Origin of the sequence: Mesorhizobium amorphae CCNWGS0123 (assembly GCF_001686985.1) — a bacterium.
Taxonomy (GTDB): domain Bacteria; phylum Pseudomonadota; class Alphaproteobacteria; order Rhizobiales; family Rhizobiaceae; genus Mesorhizobium; species Mesorhizobium amorphae.
In genome coordinates, this window is the sequence record NZ_CP015318.1 from 223,467 (window position 1) to 246,077 (window position 22,611).

The following is a 22,611-nucleotide window of genomic DNA, read 5'->3' on the forward strand; positions in this document are numbered from 1 at the left end:
AGTTCACCGCTCTTCGAGCACGGCCTCTACAATGGCAACAAAGTCATTGAGCGAGCGATCTCCGCGAATCTCGATGCGCGGAAGGTCGATGGGTTCGCAATCGAGGTCCGCCGGCCCGTGTCTGCCACCGAAGCCGGTCCGATAGCCGCATTCCTTGGCCAAACGGCCAAGCCTTCGGTCGGTGACGGAGAAGGGTGCCGCGAACGCCGTGGTTGGCCGACCGGTCCACCGTTCGATGAACATACGGGAGCGCAGGAGCTCGGCGGCCAGGTCAGAGCTTGCCAGACCATCGATGGCGCGATGCGTCGCCAGGTGGCTTCCGAAGAACGCACCCTCGCCGGCGAGGCGTCGCACCGTCCGGGCGTCCATAAGCGGCGTCGGCGGACCGCTGTCGGCGTCCCACTGCGCACTTTCACCCACCAAGTCCGTCACCAGGAACACTTCCGCGGTCAGGTCGTTGGCGCGCAAGGTCGGCCAGGCATGGTCGGCAAAGTTCTGGAAGCCGTCATCGAAGGTGATGAGCACCGGGCGGCCAACGAAAGGCTGGCGGTTGACGATGGACCCTTCCAGCTGCTCGGACGAAATCGCGTGAAAGCCATTGGCGCGCAGCCATGCCATCTGGCTGCCGAACAAGGCGGGTGTGCACCGAAAACGGGCGAGCGCGGCCGGACCGTCTTCGGCAATGCTGTGATACATGAGGACAGGAATACGCTGCCGCCGCTCGCTGCGTGCAACGTCGCGGCGCAAGGCCCGTGCCCCGCCCCAGACGATTTTTCGCGCGACCCCGATTTCGATGCGCGCGCGGATTGGCACATGATCAATCATCGGTTCCGTCGCCACCTCGCCTGGCGACAGGCGGCGGAAGCGGTCTATGCGATAGAGCTCCGTCTGGATCGATTGATCGAGGACGAGGCCTTCGGTCGCTGCCAGCGTCTCCGCGATCGCTTGCGCACCGAATGTGTTCCAGTCGAAGCCCGTCCTCTCAGGATTGTCACGCAGCACGAATGCGTGTGCGCTGATGAAGCTGCCGCCAGGCGCCAACGCCTCAACGACTTTTTTGGCGAAGCGTTGCAACTCGGCGAGATCATCCAGGTAGTAGAGCACTTCCGAACAGAAGATCAGATCCATTTCACCCGGCAGCGTGTCCGCCATGAAATCCAGCACGCCGAACTCGACATTCGGCTGGTCGCTGCATCGCGCGCGCGCGCGCTCGACGGCTACGGCGGAGATGTCGGTTGCGGTCAAATGGCCCACACGCGGCGCCAGCTGCCGCGTGAAATGGCCCTCCGCGCAGGCCAGCTCAAGCGCCCGTCCGATGGGACCGGCAGGCAGAATTTCGAGCTGCCGCTCATATTTTTCCTGCTCATAGGACGAACCGTAGTTCCAGGGATCCTCGGTCGCGAAATAGCGATTCCAGAACGAGCTGCGATCATTGCCGCGCCCATCCGCGGCCGGTGAGCGGCGCGGCGCGGGAGGAGGCTCCGTAGCTTCGGCGCTCAACTGAACCAACTCCCGCGCCTCCGCGGCCAATCGCGCGAGTTTGCCGAAGTGGCTGTCCAGATCAGACCGGCGTTCCGCTGTGGACAACAATGCCTCGGCTGCAATGATATCTGACGTGTCGGCACCGTCGCCCTGTTGCGGTACAGGCGATCGCCCCGCAAGCCTTCCGGCACTGTCTACAAGCCGCTCAGCGGGCGCGACATTCTGAATCATTTCAATCCAATGACGCCTTGTCACTGTCCCGAGTGCGCCGAACTGCACGACAGCCTCGATCCGGCCATCCATCATCAGATAGGCATAAATTTGATCGATGCCTTCCGGGAGTTCGATCGAGGTTGGACTGCGGGCGTCGACGCGTATTCCAAGTGTCCGCGCCAGCCTGCGCGGCGCGGCAAGATCGTCGACGTCGAGAAGCATTTGCTCAATATGATACTGGACGCGGCGACCCGCGACGGGATTGTCCCAGACCTTGCCGAGTTCGACGATCAACCCGGTGAGGGCGCCGCCGAACCTGTCCCACCTGGCAGCCAATTGCGCCGGCGCCGACAGGCTTCCTACCATAAGGCCATCGAAAGCCACCTTGGCGACCTCACGCGCCCACTTGCGTCCTGCCGGCAGCGCGCGCATCGACTGCGGGTTGATCGACCGCGAGCCGCTGCCGCAATCCGAAGCGGCGTTCCACAACGCGAACCACGCGAGTGCTTCGGAAGCGCTGCCGCCATTCGCCTCGATCGCTCCATTGGCATGAGTCGGTGCCGGGTGCTTGACCCTGGGATCAGGAGAAAAGCCGCGGGCGATCACAATTTCCGCATCTGCCAGCATCCGCGTCGAATTGCGGGAGAGCGAGTTGGGGCTGACCCTATAGAAAGCGAGCGGCTCGTCGACCATCACCCAATTTTTGCCTAGACGTGCAAGACGCTGCCACAGATCCCAGTCCTCGCAGGTGCGCAGCGACACATCGAAACCGCCCAACTCGACAATTGTCTGCCGGTCGACCAGCAGCGTGTGAGTGCGAATTGCGCACCGGCGGGCGAATGTTTCGAAGGGCTGGATCGCAACCTCGGTTGCGATGCTCGACGGGGTGAGTTCGCCATCGGGCATCACGCGCCGAGAACCGCAATAGGCGGCCACCGCATCGGGCGCGGTTTTCAGCGCGGCCAGCATTTTCGCAAGGAAGCTGGCATCCACCCAATCATCCGCGTCCAGAAACATGAGCCAGTGGCCGCGCGCTGTCGAAATCCCGCTGTTTCGCGCACTGGCGGCACTAGACGCGCAAGAACTCAACGTCCGAAATCGGGCATCGTGCTCCACATAATCAGCGATGACCGCGGGGGTGCTGTCCGTGGAGGCGTCGTCAACGATGATCGCCTCCCAATCCACTATTTCCTGATCGAGAAGACAATCGAGTGCGCGTGCCAGCGTCACCTCCGCGTTGTGCGCAGGAACCACGATGGAAACCAAGGGATTATGCGCCACGCCGTCTTACCCACGCCTGAAGTATCCCGTGCACAACTGCAACCGCGTCACGCCGGAACAGGTGATTGATCATATAAGCGTCGACCCATTCGCACTACGAGCCTGGGATCCTAGTGCCAGTCCATAGAGCGGCCGGAGGCCTAGGCCGAGGTCGGAATGCCCTGCCCCGGCGGCCAAATAAACACCGCCAAGTACCCGGCGCAACGGTCTAGCTTGGAACGATGAAGTGTTGCACCACAACATCGGTTTCTTCAAGGTAGGAGCAACGACGGACATAGATGTCGTTGCTTGCCGATTTTGGCGGAAGGTTACAGCACGGATGCCACTCATGATTCGACGATTGGGAGCCAGGCCTCTGGCGCGCCCGGCACGACGTTTCGGAGATCTGGCTGCGATGTTTGTCCTGATTGCCAAGCCGCTCCTCTTTGGGATCGCCCTCTTGCTGACTCTTCCGGCACAGGCGCAGGCGCCGGCCACCGTCCCGCCTGAAAAGGTCAAACAGCTGTTCGAGCTCCTCGACGATCCGTCAGTGAAGGCCTGGGTGGCCGAACAACGAAATCAGGATGCCGGGTCAACGGGAGTGCCTGCCGAGGCAGCCGCTTCGCCGGCCGCCGCATCGTCCGACGCCGTGGCCGCACCGAGCCAGATGAATACGATGGCATCCTCGACGCTCGATCGGATCAAGCATCATATCGAAAGAATCGTGCGAACATTGCCCTTGCTGCCAGGCCAGTTCGCGCGCGTTCGGGCAGAGACCATGGCGGATATGTCCAGCAAGGGATCCGCCGGCGTCTTACTGCTGATTGCGATTTTCATCGCTGCCGGCCTGGCGCTCACCTGGGCAACGTACAAGCTGACCCGCCCATTTCGTCTTTGGATCATCGCGCAACCGAAGGATACGCCCATCGGGCGGGCCAAGAAGATTGGCGGCCGCTCGCTTTATTCCAGCCTGCTGATCGTGTCGTTCGCGCTGGGCAGCGCCGGCGCGTTCATGTTGTTCGATTGGCCAATGCTCATCCGCGAGATTGTGCTGACATTTCTGATGGCTGCAGTCTTTACATGGGGTGTGCGCACGTACGTGGCAGCCCTGCTCGTCCCTTCCTTCATGCACGTCGAGAGCGCCGTCGAGGTTCGTGCCTTGCCGGTAACCAACGAAACGGCTGACCATTGGTCCTATTGGGTAGCTCGGATCGTCGGCGTCTTCGCCTTCATCGCGGCCGCGTTCGTCCTTTTGCCGGGTCTCGGCATCGATCGGGACGGAATGATGGTCCTATCGGTGGGCGCCGATTTCGTATTGCTGCTGCTCTTGCTGCTTGCCGTTTGGCGCCGGCCAAGAACATGGCGGGACGGTGGGCACGGTCACACGGCAGCGACATGGCTGTTGACTGCTTATTTCGTCGTTCTGTTCCTGCAGCGCATCGCGGGTCTTTACACAATCTTCTGGTTCACCTTCGCCGCATTCTTCCTGCCTTTGGCAATCGTGCTGACGCAGAGCGGGGTTAATTTCGTGCTGCGGCCGGGTTCGGAAAATGCTGGCCGGCCTACGATCCCGGCCGTGACGATCGCTGTCATCGATCGTGGAATCCGGATGATCTTTATCCTGGCGGCGGCTTACCTTCTCGCGCGTGTCTGGGGTCTGGACATGCAGTCCATGCGGGATAGCGATACGACCACCACGCTCATTTTGCGCGGCTTGATCAATGTCATGGTCATTGCGCTTGCCGCCGATTTCGGCTGGTCGATCATCAAAGCCTTGATCGAACGAAAGCTGGGCATCGAAATGCCGCACGCGGTGATCGGCGAGGAGAACGTGCCGACCCTCGATCCGCAACAGGCGCGGCTGCGCACGCTCTTGCCTATCATCCAGAACATTCTGCTTGCAGTGATCGTCGTGATGGCGGTGCTGATGATGCTCGCCTCAGTGGGTATCCAGATCGGCCCGCTGATCGCCGGCGCAGGCGTCGTTGGCGTCGCCGTGGGTTTTGGCGCACAGACCATCGTCAAGGACGTGATCTCAGGCGTATTTTATCTACTCGATGATGCGTTTCGTGTCGGCGAATATATTACATCGGGCAGCTACAGGGGTACGGTGGAGAGCTTTTCGCTGCGCTCGGTGAAGCTGCGTCACCATCGTGGACCGCTCTTCACCGTACCGTTCGGCGAACTCGGGGCAGTCCAGAACCAGAGCCGTGACTGGGTTATCGATAAATTCAACATCACCGTCGGCTATGACACCGATATCGACTTCGCTCGCAAGCTGATCAAGCGAATCGGCCTCGAACTGGCGGAAGATCCCGAATTCAAACACTGGGTGCTCGAGCCGATCAAAATGCAGGGCGTACAGGAGTTCGGCGAGTACGGCATCGTATTGAGACTCAAGGCCACAACCCGACCAGGAGGCGCCTTTGGCATGAAACGCAAATTCTATGTACGCATCCGCCAGGTCTTCAAGGAGCAGGGCATCGAACTGCCGTTCCCGACCGTCCATGTTGAGGGGCTACAGAACCCGCATGGGCCTGAGATCGCGCCCTCGGAAATCACACCCGCGTTGAAAATGGCCGTCGCGCAGTCGCACACCAATCGGCGCAGAAAAAAAGCCGGCACAACGGAGTAGGAAAGCTGCGGCACCCTGTCGGTCACAGTGCGGCTTGGCGGTCGCCCGTGGCAGGGATATTCTTTTATCTTCAAACGTTTAGGACGAAAAGTAACCGCCACGAGCCTCGGTGACACCGCATGACCGCGCGCTCGACAAGATCGCGAAAGCTTTCCAACCAGATCCGGGGGATCATGAAAACGATCGGCTTGCTCGTTCCCGCCGGGAAGGAAGGCTGATGGTCTTAGTATACAGCCGGGTGCAAGGCAGCATGTGCACCGCCAGACAAGCGAATTGCAATACGTCTAAAGAGTCTTCGCAGCGCAATTGCGCTCCAGTAGTATAGCCCGTTATAGTATTGCTCCTTTGGTTGGCAGATTACCCCCGCGGGCCGATTAGGTTAGCCGGCTATGGTCACTATAGCGAAGAGACATTAGAGTGACGGCAATCGTAACTTGTGCATTTGTTGCTAGTCCAAGAGACGTAAAAGGGACGCACGAAGCGCGCCTAGGCCAAAAGTCCGGCTTGCAGGCCGGCTATTTTGCTGACATGTTCACCAGTTTCTAAATTACCACTGTGGCAGCTGTTCAAATGAAGGGGCGTAGGGATGGCCAAGGAATCTTCGAGTACCACTTCTCCGGCAAATAAAGCGGACGCAAATCTGATAAGTAATGCAGAGGGAAACGGGCTGACCTTTTTGGGGGGCCAGGCTCGCGAGAGCGGGGCCCCTGGCGACGCTGTAGGTGTCGACAAGATACGTGATCTGCTGTTCGGCAACCAGATGCAGGACTATGACCGCCGTTTTTCCAAGCTTGAAGAACGGGTCCTGCAGCGCTTCAAGGATGTCGAATCCGAGGCCAAGCGCAATCTTGAAATGTACGAGTCAAATGCAAAGAAGCAGGTCGACTCGCTTGCCGGGCAATTGCGGAACGAAAAAGACGCGCGAGCCGACGCCGACAAGGAGATTGACCGGAATCTTCGCGAGCAAAATCAGGCGCTTGAAAAGCAGGTGCGCGCGTTGTCGGATCAATTGAGCGAGCTTGAGCGCGAAATTGCGGACCGGATAAATCGAAACGATCATTTGCTGCGTGAGGAAATCAAGCAAAAGTATGAAAGCATTCAGATGGTAATGGAGAAGATGTTTTCTGATCTCGGCAATGTCAAGACCGACCGCAATCTTCTGGCTGGCCTGTTTGTCGAGGTTGCAAAATGTCTAAATCAGGATCCCGTCGGCAACAAGAGCAACTCGGAACGCAGCTGGAAAGTGAGTTGATCGGAACTTGACGTCAACCGTCGACCCAATCAACCTTCCGCAAAGAACAGCTTCTAACGATCCAGAGATTGATCGCGAAGCTCTGGCTCGTCTTTTGGTCGAAATTGCCCGGAATGTTGATCCGGACTATCGAGCGCGTTTTGAAGGAGTTCCAACCGCCGATCCTCGCATGGAAACGCTGCGCCAGTTGCTGGTCGGCCGCGAAATTTCGGAGCTTTCACGAGTTTCGGATCTGCTCGATGAACCTGAGCAGCTTGCGGCTGCAGTGGGGGGCGTTCTTCCCAGTGCTGCCGCACGTGCGCCTCATGCGCAACTCGGCGAGGCCCTTGCGCCAGCTGTCGAGAGGGCCGTGCAACGGTCTATCCAGAAGAGCCCGCGTACGCTTACGGATATATTATACCCCGTATTTCTGCCGGCAATTCGCAAGTCGATCGGGGAAAAGATCGACCAGACCTTTCAGTCGCTGAATGAAACTTTAAGACATATATTTACCTGGCATGGGTTAAAGTGGAGATTTGAATCTTGGAGAACAGGTGCAAGCTTCTCTGAAGTCGTTCTTAAGCATTCTCTTGTGTATCGTGTAGAACATGTCTTTCTCATTAACCGCAATTCCGGGCTTTTGATAGCCCATGTAACTGCCGAAAACGCAACGAGCGAAGACCCTCAACTCATTTCTTCGATGCTTAGTGCAATTCAAGATTTTGTAAAAGACTCATTTAACGAGAAAGAACAGAGCGGCCTGGACACTATCCGTTTTGGGGAGCTTCGTCTCTGGTCAGAAGTTGGACCTTTTGCGACCTTGGTTGCGGTGATCCGGGGGAATCCGCCAGAGGAATTACATGAAATAGTTCGCGATGTGTTGTTTCGCATCCATGACGAATACTCACAGGCTTTAGAGCAGTTTGACGGCGACAGTTCGCAGTTGATCGGCGTAGAGACGCAGTTGCAGACCTGCGTTGAACTGAAGCAGGAGGACTCAAACCAGGGATTTCCATGGCTGGTGACGGCCGCAGTCCTGCTGATTTTGATTGCGGCAGGGGGTTGGTTCTTTCTTTCCTGGCAATCCGGGCAGCGCTGGCAGGCCTATGTGTCGCGATTGGCGACCCAGCCGGGCATCATCGTTGCCGAACAAAAGGTGAGCGATGGCCAATTCTACATTGCCGGCCTGAGAGACCCGCTTTCCGCCGATCCGCAGTCGCTGTTGTCTGGAACGGAGGTCGATCCCGCTCGCGTTCATTCACAGTGGCAATTCTATCAGAGCCTTGAGCCGGAGTTCGTGTTGAAGCGGCTGACGGCGTCACTGGCTCCGCCGGATACAGTACGACTTTCGATCGTCGATGATCGCATCGTTGCCGAGGGTGAGGCTCCCGACACCTGGATAGATCGGGCGCGCTCAGCTGCCCGACAGCTTTCGGCAGGTGGACCGGAATTCGACATCTCCAAGGTTCGTGATGTGAGCCCCGAAGCACGCGCGGCGGAGCATTGGCAGGCCTATGTGTCGCGGCTGGAGACCCAGCCGGGCATAATCGTTGCCGAACAAAGGATCCGCGATGGCCAATTCTATATTGCCGGCCTGAGAGACCCGCTTGCCGCCGACCCGCAGGCTCTGCTGTCCGGAACGGAGGTTGATCCCGCCCGCGTTCATTCGCAGTGGCAATTCTATCAGAGCCTTGAGCCGGAGTTCGTGTTGAAGCGGCTGACGGCGTCGCTGTATCCGCCGGATACAGTACGACTTTCGATCGTCGATGATCGCATCGTTGCCGAGGGTGAGGCTCCCGACACCTGGATAGATCGGGCGCGCGCAGCGGCCCGACAGCTTTCGGCAGGCGGACCGGAATTCGACATCTCCAAGGTTCGTGATGTGAGCCCCGAAGCACGCGCGGCGGAGCACTGGCAGCATTATGTGTCGCGACTTGAGGCCCAACCGGGAATCATCGTCGCCCAACAAGCGGCAAGGGGCGGACATTTCTACATTTCCGGCCTGAGAGACCCGCTTGCCGCCGACCCGCAGGCTCTGCTGTCCGGAACGGAGGTCGATCCCGCCCGCGTTCATTCACAGTGGCAATTCTATCAGAGCCTTGATCCGAAGTTCGTGGTGAAGCGGCTGACGGCGTCGCTGACCCCGCCGAAATCGGTTCGGCTTTCGATCGTCCAGGGTCGCATCGTTGTCGTGGGCGAGGCTCCTGCCGCCTGGATCAACCGGGCGCAAGCCGCCGCCGAACAACTTTCGGAGGACGGAGTGGTTCTGGATGTCTCGCAGCTGAGTGAGCTGAGCCTTCCAGAACTCAATCGTTTGAGAGAGGCCATCCAGGCAACCGATATTTTCTTCAACTCCGGCAAAGTTGTCCCGGGACCGGAGCAGACGCCGGTGCTCGACAGATTGGCGGATCAAATAAAGGAATTCGCCCAAAGTGCCCGCAAGTCAGGCATAACAGCGCGGTTCATGCTGACCGGCCATTCGGATGGCACGGGCCGTGAGACGGCCAACGCGTCGATCAGCGCCGCTCGCGCCGAGACAGTTCGCGCGCTTCTCAACAAGCGCGGCGTCGCTCCGGAACTGCTGCTGGTTCGGGGCGCGGGTACTTTTGAGCCGGTGGTGCCTGAAAATAGTCAAACCGGGAGCTCCACGAATCGCCGGGTTTCGATTACGGTAAACTTGGACTAGTGCGGAGCCTGGGACGTTGCAAAAAAAGATCTGCATGCTGGGCGGGTTCGCTGTCGGAAAGACGAGTCTGGTCCGCAGGTTTGTGCAAAGCATCTTTTCAGACACCTACTTGACCACGGTGGGAGTGAAAATCGACAAGAAGAGTGTCGCACTCCCGGACAAAACCGTGGATCTGATTTTGTGGGATTTGGCCGGCGAAGACGATATCGGCTCATTCCGCGTCAGCTATGTGCGGGGTGCGACCGGGCTGGTGCTTGTCATCGATGGAACCCGCGCCGCTACTCTCGCCGTGGCGCTCACACTGCGCGAGCGGGCCGAGGCCGAATTCGGCGCTATGCCGTTTGTATTGCTGTTCAACAAATCCGATCTGACCGATCGGTGGGCAATATCGGATAGCGAGATTAACGAACTGAGGCAACGTGGATGGCAAATATATCTAACAAGTGCGCTTTCGGGTGAAAATGTTGATGATGCGTTTCGCCAGCTTGCTTCGATGGTCACCGAATAGACCATGCCTGGATTGCCAAAAGAAGTCAGAAGTTGGATTTACAATTTCTTCTACAGTGAGCACTCCGTCGCATATCTGAAAATTGACGCCCAGCTTTGCATAGCTGCGAAGGGCGGTAACGTTAAACATTACGGACTCTCATCACTTCGCATTGGTAAGCCTGTTGCCGAGCAGCTTGAATTCATGGAAGGTTTGCTGCCTTGCCCGGAGCTTCCATATCATATGGCCATGGTAGAACTGCCCAGCGGGCGTGTCGCGGATCTTCATCTTTTTGCCGACAATGCCTGCGTGTGGCTGATCTTTCTTGACGCCACTGCAGAACGCGACAGTAGGCAGCGGCTTCAACAGAAGGCTTATGAAATGACGCTCCTGCAAGAGAGGGAGCGTCAACTCAACGAGAAACTGCAATCGACGAACGAGGCGCTGAGGGAGAGCCAAGAGGGCTTGTCGCGTGAATACCAGCGCGCCGAAACCTTACTCCTCAACATTCTTCCGGCGTCGATCGCGGAGCGGTTGAAGGCGGACGAACAAATTGCAGACAGCCACGCAGAGGTGAGTGTGCTTTTTGCCGACATCGTCGGTTTTACGGAAAGAGCGCGGAGCGTCGGAGCCGTGACGACGCTCGCTATCTTGAATTACTTCTTCAAGGCGGCGGATCTGCTCTCGGAACTATACGGCTGCGAAAAGATCAAGACAATCGGCGATTGTGTGATGGTGGTCGCTGGCCTGCCCACCGCGCGATCCGACCATGCCGAAGCCCTGGCGCATTACGCACTTGAACTGCGGAAAGCGGGTAAGCGCGAACGCTTCGCAGGCGAACCGCTAGGACTCAGAATTGGAATTCACTCAGGACCAATCGTCGCTGGCGTCATAGGCAAAAGGCGGTTTGCCTATGACCTGTGGGGCGACACCGTCAATCTCGCCTCACGTATTCAAACGTCCGCGGAGCCCGATGAAATCCGTATTTCGGATGCAACTCACGAACTGCTTGGACCAGATTTTGCTTGCGACCCACTCGCGGAAACGGAATTGCGAGGTACAGGTCGTGTGCGGATGTGGCGACTCCGGGCCTGATCGGCCCGCTTGGCGGCCCAACGGCCCTTCACTCCCAGCATCGGCTATTGGGACGCGACCCAATCGAGGACAGCGACATTTTCTGTCAGCGTTTCCCCGCTATCCCGTACGAGAGCTGGAACATAACCCTTTTGCGTGACCGTCCCGGTCAGATACGCCGCCCGGTCTTGGCGTCGAACAGATGCGCGCAGCTGCGGTCGACCTCGATCCGCACTGTCTCGCCCTGCTTCAGCGCCAGCCGCTCGCGGAACAGGCAGGAGATCTCCTCGCCGGCGCAGTCGACCTTGGCGAATATCTCCGAACCGGTCGCTTCCAGAAGCGTGACCGTGCCGGAGATGCCCTGGGCCGCCGCACGGATATGTTCGGGGCGGATGCCGTAGATGAGTTCGCTTCCTGAAGCGTGCGCCGGGTGGATGCCTTCTGGCAGCGGCAGGGTCAGTCCGCCGTTGCTGCGGAAGATGCCTTCCTCGATGCGGCCGGCAATGAAGTTCATCGACGGCGAGCCGATGAAGCCGGCGACGAACAGATTGGCCGGCCGGTCGTAGAGGTCGAGCGGCGCGCCGATCTGCTCGACCAGGCCGTCATGCAGCACGACGATCTTGTCGGCCATGGTCATCGCCTCGATCTGGTCGTGCGTGACATAGATCGTGGTGGTGCCCAGCCGCTGGTGCAGCGCCTTGATCTCGCCGCGCATCTGGACGCGCAGCTTGGCGTCGAGATTGCTGAGCGGTTCGTCGAACAGGAACACCTGCGGGTCGCGCACGATGGCGCGGCCCATGGCGACGCGCTGGCGCTGGCCGCCGGAAAGCTGCCGCGGAAAGCGATCGAGCAGCTTCTCCAGCCCGAGAATGTTTGCGGCCCTTTTGACACGCCCGGCGGTGTCGGCCGGATCGGCTTTCTTGATCTTGAGCGCAAAGCCCATATTGTCGGCCACCGTCATGTGCGGATAGAGCGCGTAGTTCTGGAACACCATGGCGATGTTACGGTCCCGCGCCCTGAGATTGTTGACGGTGCGCTCGCCGATGGCGATCTTGCCGCCCGAGATGGTCTCCAGCCCAGCGATCATGCGCAGCAGCGTCGATTTCCCGCAGCCCGACGGCCCGACCAGGATGACGAACTCGCCATCGGCGATATCGACGCTGACGTCGTGGATGATCCGCGTGGCTCCGAAAGCCTTCTGCACGTTGTTGATGGTTACCGATGCCATTGGATTCCTCCAGAAAGAGTAATGTCCGCTCGGACCGCCCTCAGCCGCCCTTGACGGCGCCGGCGGTCAGCCCCGCGACGATCTGCCTTTGCGCGAACATGGTCAGCACCAGAACCGGCAGCGTCACCACCAGTGCTGCGGCGGCCAGCGGTCCCCAACTCACCTGCTCGTAGGAGAGCATGTTGTAGACAGCGACCGGCAGCGTGCGCGTCTCACGGCTGGCCAGCACGATGCCGAAGACGAAATTGTTCCACGAGAATATGATGGACAGGATGAAGGCGACGACGATGCCCGGCTTGGCGATCGGCAGCGCGACCAGCCGGAACACCTGCCAGGACGAGGCGCCATCGATGTTGGCCGCCTCTTCCAGTTCCATCGGCGTCGTCTCGAAATAGCCGATCATCACCCAGACCACGATCGGCACGGTCACCACCAGATGGATGATGATCTGCGGCCACAGCGTGCCGAGGATGCCGATCCATTGGAACAGCAGGAACAGCGGGATCAGATAGGAAAGCCCCGGCGTCATGCGGGCGATCATGATGACGACCGCCGACCGTTCGGCCTTGAGTCGCGCGATGCCATAGCCGGCCGGCACGCCGATCAGCAGCGCCAGCAGCGTCGCCGTGCCGGTCACCAGCACCGAATTCCAGAAATAGAGCAGGAAGTTGTTTTCCTCGAACACCTTTGCATAGTTCGACCAGGCGAGATGTTCAGGGATCAGGATCGGCGGATAGGCGCCGTTGTCGATTTCGAATTTCAGCGACAGTGAGATCATCCAGAGGAAGAACAGGATCGCCGGCGAGACGATGACCAGGGCCGCGAAGAACAGCCCAATCTGGTTGAGCAGTCGTGAGCTCATCTATTTGCCCTCCTGATCGATCCATTGCGAACGCTGGCGCAGCATCAACAGGATGAAGGACAACGCCACGATGACGATGAAGAACACCACGGCCATGGCCGAGCCGTAGCCGATGTCGTAGTAGGAGAAGGCGGTGTTGTAGAGATAGATGTTGATGGTCTCCGACGCCGTGCCCGGCCCGCCCTGGGTCATGGCGTAGATGATGTCGAAGCTCTTCAGCGCATCGATGGTACGGATGATCATCGCGATCATCAGGAACGGCGCGATCATCGGCAAGGTCAGGTAGCGGAACTGCTGCCAGGCATTGGCGCCGTCGATCTCCGCACTTTCGAACGGTTCGCGCGGCACCGAGGCCAGCCCGCCGAGCACGATCAGCATCACCAGCGGCGTCCACTGCCAGGTCTCGACCGCGACCAGCGAAGGGATGACGGTGTTGGCGTTGAAGATCCATTCCTGGGCCGGGATGCCGACCAGCGACAGAAGGTAGTTGAGCACGCCAAGCTGCGGATGGAACATCATCGTCCAGACCAGCGCCACGGCAACCGGCGTCGCCATCATCGGCATCACGAAGACGCCGCGCAGCAGGCCGCGCAGCGGAAACTTCGCGTCGAAGATCAGGGCGGCGACGGTGCCGAAGAACATCGGCGCGACGACCGACAGGAACGTGTAGGTCAGCGTGTGCCACAGCGATTCCCAGAAGCGCGGATCGCTCGCCAGGCGCAGATAGTTTTCCGCGCCGGCAAAGTTTCGCGACTGGCCGAGCGTCCAGCTGTTGACGCTCATCCATAGGGTGAAGGCCCAGGGAAAGACGATCACGGCGCCGACGACGACGAGCGCTGGAACGACGAAGGGCCAGTAGTTGGGAGCCAGCCTTATCGTCTGGCTCCCGTCTGTGGCTTCAATCGTCACCCCGGCCTGTTCTGGGGTGGTGGCGGACATCAGCCTTGCTCGCTCCTGTCGAGAACCGGCTGGAACTGCTCGGTGGCCTTCTTCAGCTCATCGGCCGGATCGGCACCGGCGATCATGTTGCTCAGTGCCACGCCAAAGGTATCGCGGAACTCGGTGACCGGGATGATGACCGGCAGCGCCAGCCGGCTGACATTGCCGGAGCCGACCACCGCATCGAGCCAGCTCGCCGGCATGGTGACACCCTCGCGCACCTTGGGGTCTTCCAACACCGATTTGCGGAACGGCACGCCGGCGCCAGCCTGCAGCAGGCGCGCGCCCATGGCCGGCGACACCGCCCACTGGCAGAACAGATAGGCGGCCTCCTTCTTCTCGCTCGCCGCCGTCACGCCGATGCCGTCGCCGAACGTGCCCGAGGCATGCGCCTTGGGCCCCTTGGGCATGACGCCGTAGCCGACCTTGCCGACCACCCGCGACTTCTCGGGGTTTTCCATCGGCGGGGCAAAGCCGACGCCGTCGAACCACATGCCGATCTTGCCTTGCAGGAAGGCGGACTGGGCTTCGGCCCAGTTGAAGCCGGTGACGCCGGGAGGAGCAGCCTTGGTCATCAGCCGCTGATAGAGGCTGGCGGCCTCGATCGCCTCCGGCGAGGTGGTGCGCAGCTTGCCCTCGGCGTCGAGCGGCGTCATGTCGTAGCCGAGCATCAGCGACGTCCACACCGGCGTGTTGGCGTTCTTGAGCCCGCGGGCGACGAAACCATAGGTGTTGGTCGACGGGTCGGTCAGCGCCTCGGCTGCGGCCACCAACTGCTCGAAGGTCTCGGGGTATTTGAGCCCCTTGGCTTCGAACAGTTCCTTGTTCCAGTAGAGGATCCAGTAATCGACCGAGAACGGCAGCGAGCGCAGCGCGCCCTGCCCGTCCTTGGCGAACACCATGCCGGCATCGGCGAAGTCGGTTTCGACCAGCCCCGGATCGGTGAGCGTGGCATCCTTGAGATAGCCGGAGATGTCGGCCAGCCAGCCGCCTTTCTCGAACTGCCGCTTCTGCACATGGTAGCTCAGATGCACGACATCGAAGCTGGGTTTGCCGGAGCTGAGCTCGATGACCGTCTTCTGGCGCTGCTGCTGCTCGGGTGTCGCCTCGGCATTGACCTTGATGCCGGTCAGTTCCTCGAACTCGGCGAGATACTTTATCAGCGTGTCGCTGCGCGGGCTCTTGACCAGATTGACGTCGAGCGTCGTGCCGGCAAAGCGCTTCCAGTCGACGCCGGCGGCAAAGCCCGGGCGCAGGCCGACAAGGCCGGCGGCGGCGAGAGCCGCGGTTCCTGCGAGGAGTTGCCTCCTGGTTGGGTTGAACAGATTGGACGACATTTCTTCCTCCCGGTTGCTGTCGTTGTCGATTGCACCGCGGTTGCGGCGCGGTTCATGCTTCCTCAGATTTGCAGCGCCAGCCGACGTGCATTGTCGATATGCTGGCTGATCGCCTCGACCGCCTTCTGCGGATTGCGGCTTTCCATGGCTTCGATCACCGTAAGGTGCTCGCGCATGACCGGCACGACGCGGCCGTCGATGCGGAAACGCTCCTGGTGGATCAGCCGGATCTTCACCGAATTGACCAGATAGGCCTTGGCGATGATCTCGTTGTCGAGCGCGTCGATGAAGGTGTCATGCATGGCCCAGTCGATGGTCTGCGCCTTGGCTTCCATTTCCGGCGTCGCGGCCTGTGCCAAAGCGTGGGCCAGCATCTCCTCGTGCTCGCGCCGGAGCCGGGCGAGCTCGGCGTCGGGCGCGTTGACCGTGAACAGGGCGACTGCCTCGCGCTCCATGAACAGACGGAACTGGAAGGCTTCGCGGATCAGGTTGATGTCGATATGCGCGATCTGCATGCCGCGCTGCGGAATGGTCGTCAGTAGCCCCTCGGCCTCGAGGCGCGGCACGATCTCGCGGATGGCGCCAAGCGGCAGCCCCGTGAAGGCGACCAACTCGCGCTGCGACACGAACTGGCCGGGCCTGAGGTCGCGCGCCAGAAGATGCCGCGTGAAGCTGGCATACGCCTTTTCCCTCAGGGTTCCCGGTTCGCTGCTGTCGTCCATTCAGCGCTTCCTTGCCGGTCAGGCCGGCTCTGTTGCAAACAGCCTGTCATAGGCGGCGGCAAGCTGCTGCCGGCCCTGCGCGGCGATCGGCTCCAGCGGCGGGCGAACCGCCAGCCAGCCGTCGTCGCCGGTCTTGCGCGCCACCATCACCTTCACCGCCGGCGTGACCGGATGTTTGAGCAGTTCGAGCACGAAATTCTCGACGCGGGGGTCGTCACGACCGTCCACCGCCATGGCGCGGATTTCGCCGGTGACGAAATTGGCCATGCCGGAAATGGCGCCCTGCCCGCCCTGGCGCACGCTTCTCGCCAGATGCCGCTCGTCGCCGATCAGGATCACCAGGTCGCCATGCGCGGCAAGCAGCGCCTCGCTGTAGCTCCAGTCACCGCCCGAATCCTTGACCCCGGCGACGATGGCCGGAAAGGCGGCGCGCAGCCGGCCGATCAGGCCAAGCGGCAGCTGCACCATGGTGACGGAAGGGATGTTGTAGAGCAGGACATCGCGCGCCAGCGGGCCGAGCGCGGCAAAGACCGCGGCGAACCATCCGAACAGCCCGTCCTCGCCGACGTTCTTGAAGTAGCTAGGCGGCGCGAGAAGGATGTTGCGGGCGCCGCGCTGCAGGGCATGACGCGCCTGTTCGGCCGCATCCTCGGCCGCGTCGACCAGAACGCCGGCGACCAGCTGGTGCGCCGGGATGCCGGCGGCGAGCATCGCCTCGATGACCTTTCGTCGCTCTTCGGTGCCCAGGGAAGCGCCCTCGCCGGTGGTGCCGAACAGCGTCGCGCTGCTGCAGCCGCCGCCAAGGCAAGCCTTGGCCTGCGCGACCATGGCGGGCACCGCGATCTGCCCGGACACATGAAAGGGCGTTGCAAGCGCAACCGAAAGACCAAAGCGCGAAACCACCAGAAGGCTCTCCAGATATCAATCTGCAGGCAGTTGTATCAGACTAACATGTCAGTTGTAAACAGGGCGATGCGCATTTTTCGAAACGATGCGCTGCGACGCGACGGCGAGCGGATCGACGCCTCACGGGCAAAGGCGATGTGACGCCATCGCGGGCCAGGCTTCACACGGCCAGCAGCACCAGTCCGGCCAGCGCCGATCCGGCCAATGTCGGCAGCATGCCGATCTTCAGCCTGAGCATGGCGACCATCGCGGCGGCGGCCAGCAGTGCGGCACGCCAGTCCAGCGACGACAGCACCGGGATCTCCATCCCGAGGCCGACGCTGCGCACCTGGCCAAAAACGACATGCAGTGCAAACCACAAGGCAAGGTTCATCACCACGCCGACGACGGCCGCGGTGATGGCGCCGAGCGCCGCTGACAGCGCCTTGTTCTGCCGCAACTGCTCGATGTAGGGCGCGCCGAGGAAAATCCAGAAGAAGCAGGGCACGAAAGTCACCCACAGCGTCAGCAGCGATCCGAGCGATCCGGCGATGAGCGGGCTCATCGCGCCGGCGTGGCGGTAGGCGGCGACGAAGCCGACGAACTGCAGCACCAGGATGAGCGGCCCGGGCGTCGTTTCGGCGAGGCCGAGACCGTCAACCATTTCGCCGGGCGCCAGCCAGCCGAAAGAGGTGACGGCCGCTTGCGCGACATAGGCGAGAACCGCGTAGGCGCCGCCGAAGGTGACGACCGCCATGACGCTGAAGAAACTGCCAAGCTGCGTCCAGACGCTGGTCGAACCGGTCAGAGCCGCGATCAGCGCCACCGGCCCGAGCCAGATCGGCAGCCAGGTTGCGATGGTGCGCGGCGCGTGCCATCTCGTTGGCCTTGTATGGTCGAGCTGGCCGCGCTCGAACATCAGGTCGACCACTCCCCGAATGTCAGGCGCGTTGCCCTTGCCGTGCGCCGCTCCGGAAAACGGCACCGGCGCAAGGCGATTGCCGATCCAGCCGGTCAGCCCGGCTGCCAGGATGATGAGCGGAAACGGCAGCTTGACGACATAGATGGCAAGGAAGGCGGCGATCGCGATCGCCACCATCACCCGGTTCTTCAGTGCCCGCTTGCCGATGCGGATGACGGCCTCGACGACGACGGCCAGCACCGCCGCCTTGACGCCGAAGAACAGCGCCTCGACGACCGGCGCGTCATTGTAGAGCATGTAGAAGCTGCTCAGGCCCAGCATGACGATGGCGCCCGGCAGCACGAACAAGGTGCCGGCGACAAGGCCGCCCAGGGTCCGGTGCAGCAGCCAGCCGATATAGATGGCGAGCTGCTGTGCCTCCGGACCAGGCAGCAGCATGCAGTAGTTGAGCGCATGCAGGAAGCGCTGCTCGCCGATCCAGCGGCGCTCCTCGACCAGTTCCTTGTGCATCAGCGCGATCTGGCCGGCCGGCCCGCCGAAGGAGAGCAGGCCGATCTTCGCCCACAGCCGCACTGCTTCCCTGAAGGTCGGCATGGCCGGGGGCTGCACCGCCTCGACCTGATCGTTCGCGGCAAGGGAGCTCATGGCGCTTTGCCCCCGCTCGGCCAGTTATGCGTTTCATCGGTCGCGTCGCGGCACCACCGGAAGAACGCATCGTAGAGTAGCATGCCGGCCTTGAGTTGTTCGAGATCGTCGCGGAACATGCGCGACAGGCCGAGCGACGCGGCGAGGAACCCCGCTGCCTGCGGTACGAGATCGAGGCGTGCGGTATCGGCGGCGCGCACGATCAGAGCGAGGCGATCGAGCGCCTCGGAGCGCAGTCCGAACTCCTCGATCATGGTGTCGAAGGTGCAGCGCTCGCCGCGATGGCTCCAGAACACGTCGTCTACATCGAAGGGAACCGCCGAAAAACGATCGGCGGCCGCCAGCACCTCGGACGGTTCGACGAACAGGAACACCGCCGAAGGATCGACGAAACGGCGGATCAGCCACGGACAGGCGATACGGTCGACCTTGGGACGCGCGCGTGTCACCCACACCGTGCGGCCCTTGTTGTCGCGCGGCGGCATCGCATCTGCCTTGAACAGAGGTCCCTTGGCCGCGCCCCAGGCCTCGAAGCCGCCTTCCAGCGATTCAGCAGCGATACCTTCATGGCGCAGCCATGCGGCGACGCCTTGCGAGAGCTTTTGCCCTCTTTGACAGATGACGACGACGCGGCGCCCGGCGAAGTCGGCCGCCCAGGTCGAGACGGTCCTGAAATCGCGCCGGCACGACGCCGGCAGCAGGCGCGGATCGGCTTCAAAATCCTCATCGATACGCACGTCGACGAGATCGGGCGCGTCGGGCAGGCCGACGAGACGGGAGAGTTGCGCTACGGTGATTGCGGTTGTTGACGGCATGGCGTCCACCTCCAGGAAAAGAGAGCTTGGACGCGATCGTTGGGCTGACGCCTCACGGGGTCATCGCGATGAACCCCTTGCCACAATGCTGGAACGATCGCCGGCCTTTGTCAAGAAAGCAGCAGCTGGCGCTAACGACGCCGGCCGCGCCTGCCCGCGAAAACCGGAACGCCTGCCGCTGGCGCTTACTGCGCCGTCCAGCCGCCATCCATCGGCAAGGTCGTGCCGGTGATCTGCCTGGCCGCGTCCGAGCACAGGAACAGCGCCAGCGCCGCAAGCTCCTCGACGGTGACGAACTCCTTGGTCGGCTGGGCCGCGAGCAGCACATCATGCTTGACCTGTTCCTCGGTCATGCCGCGCGCCTTCATCGTGTCGGGAATCTGCTTTTCGACCAGTGGCGTCCAGACATAGCCGGGAGCGATCGCATTGACGGTGACCCCGTCCTGCGCCGCTTCCAGCGCTACCGTCTTGGTTAGACCCGCAATGCCGTGCTTGGCCGAGACGTAGGCCGACTTGAAAGGCGAGGCGACCAGCGCATGCGCGGAAGCCGTGTTGATGATGCGGCCCCATTTGCGCGCCTTCATGCCGGGCAGTGCGGCCTTGATCGCATAGAAGGCCGCAAGCAAATTGATGCGGATGATGGCTTCCCACTTGTCGTCGGGAAACTCTTCGATCGGCGCCACATGCTGGATGCCGGCATTGTTGACCAGTATGTCGAGGCTGCCGAAGGCTTCCTCGGCCTCGCGCACCATGGCGCTCACCGCCGCGCCGTCCATCATGTTGGCGCCGGAATAGCGGCACTTGACGCCGAAATCCTGCTCGATGCCGGCGCGCTCCTGCTCGATATCAGCGGCGTCGCCCAGCCCGTTGATGGTGATGTTGGCGCCTTCGGCGGCGAAGGCGCGGGCTATGGCCAGGCCGATACCGCTGGTCGAGCCGGTGACGAGGGCGTTTTTCGAAGGCAGCAAACCCATGGGGGATCTCGCGAGAAGTGGGAGGGAAGTACGATCATATATTTGTGCATTGCAGCACGACAATGCCAGAACCATATGTCGATGCGATTACAGCCAGATTGCGGCCCAACCCGGTCCGCGATTGACCTTGCGGCCGTGGTCGCCCGGCTGACACGGGACTGTCATGGTGCCGTGCAACATAATTGCCTGCGCATTCGCGCAGTCATCCCGAATGAATGGGGTACAGACTTGGAAATCGCCGATGTCATGAAGCGCGCCTATGCGATGCCGCTCACCAACCCGTCCTTCCCGCCCGGTCCCTATCGTTTCTTCGACCGCGAATACGTCATCATCACCTACCGCACGACGCGCGAGGCGCTCGAGGCCGTCGTCCCGGCGCCGCTGGAGATCGACGAGCCGCTGGTCAAGTACGAGTTCATCCGCATGCCGGATTCGACCGGCTTCGGTGACTATACCGAGACCGGTCAGGTCATCCCCGTGCGCTACAAGGGCCAGCACGGCGGCTATGTCCATTCCATGTACCTCGACGACGACGCGCCGATCGCCGGTGGCCGCGAGCTCTGGGGTTTTCCGAAGAAGCTCGCCAGCCCCAAGATTGCGCATGAGGGCGAGGTCGTGGTCGGCACCTTGCACTATGGCAGCGTGCTGTGCGCCACCGGCACGATGGGCTACAAGCACAGGGAAGCCGACCACGATCAGGTGCTCGCGTCGCTCGCCGCGCCCAACTTCCTGATCAAGATCATCCCGCATGTCGACGGAAGCCCGCGCATTTGCGAGCTGGTTCGCTACTACCTCACCGACGTGACGCTGAAAGAGGCATGGACCGCACCGGCCGCGCTCGATCTCAGGCCTCATGTCATGGCCGACGTGGCAAAGTTGCCGGTGCTCGACATCGTGTCCGCCGTCCATTTCACCGCCGATTTGACGCTTGGGCTGGGCGAAGTCGTCCACGATTACCTCGCCGGCCACGGCCAGTCCGCTGCCAGTGCATCCCAGCCGGAGAAAGCTCGTGCTTGAACGCACCCGCAACAAGGCGCCCGCCGCCACCATTGCGGAGATCACGGCGCAATATGACCGCATCGCTCTGGTGTTCCAGGGCGGCGGCGCGCTCGGCGCCTATCAGGCCGGCGTCTATCAGGCGCTGGCCGAAGCCGGCTGCGAGCCGAGCTGGCTGTCCGGCGTCTCGATCGGCGCCATCAACGCCTCGATCATCGCCGGCAATGAGCCGAGCCGCCGGCTGCAGCGTCTCGAGCAATTCTGGCAGACGATTTCGGGGCGCAAGATCTGGGCCTATACGCCCGAAGGCGACATTTACCGCGACATTCGCAACCGCACGTCCTCGTGGATGACGATGGCCATGGGTCAGCCCGGCTTCTTCAAGCCGCGCAATCCCAATCCCTGGTTCGAACAGCCGGGTGCCGACGGCGCCACCAGCTTCTACGACACCGCCGAATTGAAGGACACGTTGGAAAACCTGATCGACTTCGACATCCTCAACGACGGCAGGAAGCGGCTGAGCGTCGGCGCGGTCAATGTCAGGACCGGCAACTTCGTCTATTTCGACACCGACAATGTGCGCATCGGCCCGGAGCACATCATGGCCAGCGGTGCGCTGCCGCCGGCCTTCCCGTCGGTCCGCATCGAGGGCGAGTATTACTGGGACGGTGGCATCGTCTCCAACACGCCGCTGCAATATCTGCTCGACCAGGAAGAGGACCGCTCGTCGCTCGTGTTCCAGGTCGACCTGTTCAGCGCCCGCGGCGCACTCCCGCGCGGCATGGCCGACGTGCTGTCGCGCCACAAGGACATCATGTATTCCAGCCGCACGCGCCAGAACACCGACAATTTCCAGCGCATCCATGCGCTGAAGATGAAGCTGCTCGACGCGCTGAACCGCGTCCCGCCCGAACTGCTGAAGGACGGCGAGAAAGAGCTGATCGCCGACTATTCGGACGCCGGCGTGGTCAACATTGTCCACCTCATCTACCAGCACAAGGGCTATGAGGGACACGCCAAGGACTACGAATTCTCGGGAACCTCGATGCGCGAACATTGGGAGATGGGCCTCGAGGACACGCAGCGCACGCTCCGCCATCGCCAGTGGCTGACCCTGCCGACCGACGTCGAGGGCGTCGCCATCCACGATCTGCACCGCGAAGATCCCACCTAAACCAGGCCTTCAGCCCCGGAGCCGCCCGACTGATGCAGCGGATG

17 protein-coding genes are annotated in these 22,611 nt (G+C 61.5%); 7 read left to right on the forward strand and 10 right to left on the reverse strand.

Going from position 1 to position 22,611, the window contains the following annotated elements; genetic code table 11:
- Positions 1-3: 3 nt before the first annotated feature.
- A complete protein-coding gene (locus A6B35_RS00995) occupies positions 4-2,961 on the reverse strand; it encodes a trifunctional glycosyltransferase/class I SAM-dependent methyltransferase/polysaccharide deacetylase (RefSeq protein ID WP_244425871.1) in 2,958 nt (985 codons plus the stop codon).
- Positions 2,962-3,370: 409 nt separating this feature from the next.
- Between A6B35_RS00995 and A6B35_RS01000 the strand changes: the two genes are divergently transcribed.
- From A6B35_RS01000 to A6B35_RS01020, 5 genes are all read left to right on the forward strand, one after another.
- Positions 3,371-5,590: a mechanosensitive ion channel family protein gene (locus tag A6B35_RS01000; RefSeq protein WP_006200293.1), complete on the forward strand. Its 2,220-nt coding sequence runs from the start codon at positions 3,371-3,373 to the stop codon at positions 5,588-5,590.
- Positions 5,591-6,176: 586 nt separating this feature from the next.
- Complete coding sequence (locus A6B35_RS01005) at positions 6,177-6,842, forward strand: coiled-coil domain-containing protein (protein WP_040582064.1); 666 nt, start codon at positions 6,177-6,179, stop codon at positions 6,840-6,842.
- A gap of 7 nt (positions 6,843-6,849) precedes the next feature.
- The gene (locus tag A6B35_RS01010; RefSeq protein WP_065518128.1) at positions 6,850-9,507 is read left to right on the forward strand and encodes an OmpA family protein; all 2,658 of its coding nucleotides are present in this window, start codon (positions 6,850-6,852) and stop codon (positions 9,505-9,507) included.
- 16 nt (positions 9,508-9,523) lie between these two features.
- Entirely contained in the window at positions 9,524-10,015 is a 492-nt protein-coding gene (locus tag A6B35_RS01015) for a Rab family GTPase (RefSeq protein ID WP_006204825.1), read from the forward strand.
- A gap of 3 nt (positions 10,016-10,018) precedes the next feature.
- Entirely contained in the window at positions 10,019-11,089 is a 1,071-nt protein-coding gene (locus A6B35_RS01020) for an adenylate/guanylate cyclase domain-containing protein (protein WP_065518129.1), read from the forward strand.
- Between the two features lie 148 nt (positions 11,090-11,237).
- Here A6B35_RS01020 and A6B35_RS01025 read toward each other — a convergent pair whose 3' ends face one another.
- The 9 genes from A6B35_RS01025 to A6B35_RS01065 form a co-directional block, all read right to left on the reverse strand.
- Entirely contained in the window at positions 11,238-12,296 is a 1,059-nt protein-coding gene (locus A6B35_RS01025) for an ABC transporter ATP-binding protein (protein WP_006206445.1), read from the reverse strand.
- A 40-nt stretch (positions 12,297-12,336) separates the two neighbouring features.
- Entirely contained in the window at positions 12,337-13,158 is an 822-nt protein-coding gene (locus A6B35_RS01030) for a carbohydrate ABC transporter permease (RefSeq protein ID WP_006206446.1), read from the reverse strand.
- Positions 13,159-14,097: a carbohydrate ABC transporter permease gene (locus tag A6B35_RS01035; protein WP_006206447.1), complete on the reverse strand. Its 939-nt coding sequence runs from the start codon at positions 14,095-14,097 to the stop codon at positions 13,159-13,161.
- On the reverse strand, positions 14,097-15,434 hold the full coding sequence (locus tag A6B35_RS01040) for an ABC transporter substrate-binding protein (protein WP_006206448.1): 1,338 nt from the start codon (positions 15,432-15,434) through the stop codon (positions 14,097-14,099). Before A6B35_RS01040 ends, A6B35_RS01035 begins: the two co-directional genes overlap by 1 nt.
- A gap of 62 nt (positions 15,435-15,496) precedes the next feature.
- Positions 15,497-16,156: a GntR family transcriptional regulator gene (locus A6B35_RS01045; RefSeq protein ID WP_006206449.1), complete on the reverse strand. Its 660-nt coding sequence runs from the start codon at positions 16,154-16,156 to the stop codon at positions 15,497-15,499.
- 18 nt (positions 16,157-16,174) lie between these two features.
- Positions 16,175-17,059: a dihydrodipicolinate synthase family protein gene (locus A6B35_RS01050; RefSeq protein WP_006206450.1), complete on the reverse strand. Its 885-nt coding sequence runs from the start codon at positions 17,057-17,059 to the stop codon at positions 16,175-16,177.
- Between the two features lie 163 nt (positions 17,060-17,222).
- On the reverse strand, positions 17,223-18,608 hold the full coding sequence (gene chrA / locus A6B35_RS01055; RefSeq protein ID WP_006206451.1) for a chromate efflux transporter: 1,386 nt from the start codon (positions 18,606-18,608) through the stop codon (positions 17,223-17,225).
- Positions 18,605-19,423, reverse strand: coding sequence for a chromate resistance protein ChrB domain-containing protein (locus A6B35_RS01060; protein WP_006206452.1), 819 nt, complete (start codon positions 19,421-19,423; stop codon positions 18,605-18,607). Before A6B35_RS01060 ends, chrA begins: the two co-directional genes overlap by 4 nt.
- Before the next feature lie 185 nt (positions 19,424-19,608).
- Positions 19,609-20,397 carry a 3-hydroxybutyrate dehydrogenase gene (locus tag A6B35_RS01065; protein WP_006206453.1) on the reverse strand — a complete coding sequence of 263 codons (789 nt, stop codon included), beginning with the start codon at positions 20,395-20,397 and terminating at the stop codon, positions 19,609-19,611.
- Positions 20,398-20,625: 228 nt separating this feature from the next.
- Between A6B35_RS01065 and A6B35_RS01070 the strand changes: the two genes are divergently transcribed.
- The gene (locus A6B35_RS01070) at positions 20,626-21,414 is read left to right on the forward strand and encodes an acetoacetate decarboxylase (protein WP_006206454.1); all 789 of its coding nucleotides are present in this window, start codon (positions 20,626-20,628) and stop codon (positions 21,412-21,414) included.
- Positions 21,407-22,567 carry a patatin-like phospholipase family protein gene (locus A6B35_RS01075; protein ID WP_006206455.1) on the forward strand — a complete coding sequence of 387 codons (1,161 nt, stop codon included), beginning with the start codon at positions 21,407-21,409 and terminating at the stop codon, positions 22,565-22,567. Before A6B35_RS01070 ends, A6B35_RS01075 begins: the two co-directional genes overlap by 8 nt.
- Positions 22,568-22,611 lie beyond the last annotated feature (44 nt).

Bases quoted from the DNA above. Each gene is read 5' to 3' on its own strand.
- A6B35_RS01000 (WP_006200293.1), top strand. From the start codon at position 3,371: ATGTTTGTCCTGATTGCCAAGCCGCTCCTCTTTGGGATCGCCCTCTTG.
- A6B35_RS01005 (WP_040582064.1), top strand. From the start codon at position 6,177: ATGGCCAAGGAATCTTCGAGTACCACTTCTCCGGCAAATAAAGCGGAC.
- A6B35_RS01020 (WP_065518129.1), top strand. From the start codon at position 10,019: ATGCCTGGATTGCCAAAAGAAGTCAGAAGTTGGATTTACAATTTCTTC.
- A6B35_RS01025 (WP_006206445.1), bottom strand. From the start codon at position 12,296: ATGGCATCGGTAACCATCAACAACGTGCAGAAGGCTTTCGGAGCCACG.
- A6B35_RS01030 (WP_006206446.1), bottom strand. From the start codon at position 13,158: ATGAGCTCACGACTGCTCAACCAGATTGGGCTGTTCTTCGCGGCCCTG.
- A6B35_RS01035 (WP_006206447.1), bottom strand. From the start codon at position 14,097: ATGTCCGCCACCACCCCAGAACAGGCCGGGGTGACGATTGAAGCCACA.
- A6B35_RS01040 (WP_006206448.1), bottom strand. From the start codon at position 15,434: ATGTCGTCCAATCTGTTCAACCCAACCAGGAGGCAACTCCTCGCAGGA.
- A6B35_RS01045 (WP_006206449.1), bottom strand. From the start codon at position 16,156: ATGGACGACAGCAGCGAACCGGGAACCCTGAGGGAAAAGGCGTATGCC.
- chrA (WP_006206451.1), bottom strand. From the start codon at position 18,608: ATGAGCTCCCTTGCCGCGAACGATCAGGTCGAGGCGGTGCAGCCCCCG.
- A6B35_RS01060 (WP_006206452.1), bottom strand. From the start codon at position 19,423: ATGCCGTCAACAACCGCAATCACCGTAGCGCAACTCTCCCGTCTCGTC.
- A6B35_RS01065 (WP_006206453.1), bottom strand. From the start codon at position 20,397: ATGGGTTTGCTGCCTTCGAAAAACGCCCTCGTCACCGGCTCGACCAGC.